Raw genomic sequence first — 2,865 nt, 5'->3', positions numbered from 1 at the left:
AAGATCGCCATGGGCTACCGCGGCTACGGCCTGCCGATCGGAGAGGTGATCTCCGAAGGCAACGTCGGCCTGATGCAGGCGGTCAAGCGGTTCGAGCCGGACAAGGGCTTCAAGCTCGCCACCTACGCCATGTGGTGGATCCGCGCCTCGATTCAGGAATACATCTTGCGTTCGTGGTCGCTGGTGAAGATGGGCACCACCGCCAGCCAGAAGAAGCTGTTCTTCAATCTGCGCAAGGCCAAGAGCCGGATCTCCGCGCTCGACGAAGGCGACCTCCGCGACGACCAGGTCGAGACGATCTCCAAACGTCTCGGCGTCGCCAAGCAGGACGTGATCGACATGAACCGCCGCCTCGGCGGCGACGCGTCGCTCAATGCGCCTTTGCGGGAAGAAGGCGAAGGCGAGTGGCAGGACTGGCTCGTCGACGAGACCGCCGACCAGGAGTCGCAGCTCGCCGAACGCGAGGAGACGGACGCCAGGCTCGGCGCGCTCAGGGGCGCGCTGTCGGTCCTGAACCCGCGGGAGCGGCGGATCTTCGAGGCCCGACGGCTGGCCGACGACCCGATCACCCTCGAGGAGCTTTCCGCCGAATTCGGCGTGTCCCGCGAGCGCGTGCGCCAGATCGAAGTCCGCGCCTTCGAGAAGGTCCAGGCGGCGGTCAAGGCGGGCGTCGCCAAGGCGCAGGAGCCGAAGAAACGGACGGCCGCGGCGCTGCCGGCACCCTGAAGGGGCGCGGGTGCCCGAACAGGCGCGCGCAAGCGAAAACTGAGATAGACTAGCGCCGCGTCGCCTTTCCGAGCCCCAGCAGGTCCAACCATGTCCCCGTTCATTTTTCGCCGCAGAGCGGCGAGCGCCGCGTTGCTCGCCGGCGCGGCCCTTCTCGCCGCCCCGGCGTTCGCTGGCGACAAATCGGCGACGCCTGAGGGCGCTCAAGCCGTCCAGGGGTTCTTCGACCGTTTCCTGCCGGCGCCGCCGGCGGGAAGCCCCTCTCTGGTCACCGTGAAGCCGGAAGGTCAGGCCTATGTCGTCTCGACCGATCTGGCCGCCTTGAACGGCCTGTTCCAGGCGGCCGGCGCTGACGCCACCTACGACCCCGCGCCGTTCGTCCTCAGGCTCTTCGAGCAGGACGATGGCAAGTGGCGCGTCGTCCAGGACTCGTTCCCCAGGATCGTCTCCCACATCAAGGACATGACGGCCTCCAGCGAAATCATCAATTACCGTCAGACAATTGTGATCGACCCCGCGATTGCCTGGTTTGTCAGCGGCGCGGCGACTGCGGACAAGGGCAGCATCGCCATGACCTCGGCGAATGCGGAACAGGCCTTCGACTTCGGCCCGGTCAAGGCCGATTACGCGACAACCGTCAATGCCAACGACACGGTGTCGAGCACGATCAAGGAAGAGATCGCCGACATCGCCTTCAAGGTCTCTGCGATCGACAAGGACGGCAAATCCGTCAGTTCGAGCGGCCGAATGGACACGGCGGCGTTCAACATCGGGGTCGACGGACTCAAATCGAAAAAGCTGTTTGACCTTCTCAGCCTTTTGTCCGTCCACCGGGCCGACCTCGCCGATCACGAAGGGGAGTTCAAGGATCTGCTGCGCCCGCTCGCCGCGCCGGGGTTGCGCTTCGTCGAGGGCGGGGAGGCTTCGAAGCTGCTGATCGCCTCTCCCATCGGCGCCATCGCGCTCAGCGACGCGAAGCTGGCCATCGGCGCGTCGAACGCCGGCCCGGACAGCGTGATCGACGCCACCATCGGCGCCGAGGGCCTCAGCCTGCCCGCCGGGCTCTTTCCGCCGGGGGCGACAGACCTGACGCCGTCGAAGGTCGACCTCGCCTTCACCGTCAAGGGGATCGACATCGCCGCGGCGGCCAATCAGGCGATCGACGCCCTTCATCTGGGGGGCTCGGGGCCTGCGATTTCGGAAGCGGATTCCGCCAAGGTTTCGGCGGCGCTGATCGGCGCCGGACCGCTGAAGGTCGTTCTCGCGCCGTCCCACGTCGTGGCGCCGGCGATCGACGCTGATCTCGCGGGAGAATTGCGCTACGCCACCGGGAAGACCTCGGGCGCCGTGACCGTCAAAATGCGCGGCTTCGACAAGACGATGACCGCCGTGAACGGGCTCGGGCCGAACATCGCGATGAAGTCCCTTCCGATGCTCGCGATGGCCAAGGGTCTCGCCAAGACCGAAAGGGACGGGGCGCTCAGTTGGCTGGTCGAGGTCGGCGATGACCGCTCGATCAAGGTCAACGGCATCCCGCTCGGCAAGGCGCAGCAATAGATGCTCTTGAGCGACTTGCGGCGCTTCCTGAAAATGACAGGCGATATCTTTGCTTGATCCGGTTTTCCGAAGACGGAACCGGCCCGAGCGGGAAAAACTTGCGCAAGTGGAGGTCTGCCGGCCTGCGCGACACGACGCCGTCTGGCCTTTCGGGCCGAAGTGCGTTAATCGGCGCTAAACCAAATGGCGCTACCTGTCGCTCTATCTGTAGCGAAGCGTTAAGCGTAGGCGGAGAATGCAGGGGACTAACGCGGCATTTAGCGGGATGTCTTTGGATCGGGGTCGCGACTGGGGCAGAGGCGCGCGTCCTGTCATTGTCGGCGCGGTCGTCGCTGCGGCGGTCGGCTGCATCGCCGCCTATGCGCTGCACGCCCGCCATGGCGCGCCGCCGCTCGTCGTCAAAGCCGGCTCCGAGGCCCGCCCGGCGCCCCCCGCCGAGGACCCGGCGAAACTTTTTGGCGCGATCATCGTCGAGCCCGAGTGGCTGCCAAAATCCGACGCGCCGACGACGCTCGCGAGCCTGGGTCCCGAATCGCCCGCCCCAGCCGTTGCGCCCGTCCCCCCGCCGGCGCCGGCGCCGGA

At 66.6% G+C, this 2,865-nt stretch carries 2 protein-coding genes and 1 pseudogene; all 3 read left to right on the top strand.

Translation table 11 applies throughout. The features are described from left to right. Positions 1 to 726 (top strand): RNA polymerase factor sigma-32 (locus ACLP25_RS11975; protein WP_442469421.1); only part of this gene is annotated, 726 nt, incomplete at its 5' end. 90 nt (positions 727 to 816) lie between these two features. Next, the gene (locus tag ACLP25_RS11970; RefSeq protein ID WP_442469420.1) at positions 817 to 2,283 is read left to right on the top strand and encodes a hypothetical protein; all 1,467 of its coding nucleotides are present in this window, start codon (positions 817 to 819) and stop codon (positions 2,281 to 2,283) included. Between the two features lie 265 nt (positions 2,284 to 2,548). Beyond that, positions 2,549 to 2,865, top strand: a pseudogene (locus ACLP25_RS11965) (hypothetical protein); the annotation flags it as partial.

The sequence above is a fragment of the Roseiarcus sp. genome, assembly GCF_052145395.1.
Taxonomy (GTDB): Bacteria; Pseudomonadota; Alphaproteobacteria; order Rhizobiales; family Beijerinckiaceae; genus Roseiarcus.
The sequence above is the reverse complement of the archived record's forward strand: the minus strand, read 5'-3'. Positions and strand labels throughout refer to the sequence as shown.

Coding starts and splice junctions, on each gene's coding strand:
- ACLP25_RS11970 (WP_442469420.1), top strand. CDS start 817: ATGTCCCCGTTCATTTTTCGCCGCAGAGCGGCGAGCGCCGCGTTGCTC.